The organism is Rhizobium ecuadorense (assembly GCF_001187535.1).
Lineage (GTDB): Bacteria > Pseudomonadota > Alphaproteobacteria > Rhizobiales > Rhizobiaceae > Rhizobium > Rhizobium ecuadorense.
The window spans coordinates 1-285 of record NZ_LFIO01000218.1; the positions used below are offsets into that span (position 1 = coordinate 1).

1 protein-coding gene is annotated in these 285 nt (G+C 58.9%); it reads right to left on the reverse strand.

Annotated features, from left to right (window positions below; all coding sequences use genetic code 11):
• Positions 1 to 285, reverse strand: a 285-nt coding sequence (locus AF337_RS05615) for an alpha-hydroxy acid oxidase (RefSeq protein ID WP_160320249.1), incomplete at both ends; no start/stop codon positions are given.

Here is a 285-nt window from a genome sequence, read left to right on the forward strand (position 1 = left end):
GCCTTTAGCTGCGAGACCGTAGGTATAGGCCCGACCCAACATGACACCATCGGCGCCCATTCCAAGTGCCTTGACAATATCGCTTCCCCTTCGCACGCCCCCGTCGAGCATCAGCGTGAAATCCGGTCCGACTGCGGCCCGGATGTCGGGAAGCGCTGCAATCGTGCTCATGGCGCCATCGAGTTGGCGACCGCCATGGTTCGAGATCACAATGCCGTCGACGCCGATCGCCTGCGCCTTTTTGGCATCCTCAGGTGAAAGGATGCCTTTAATAATCAGTTTGCC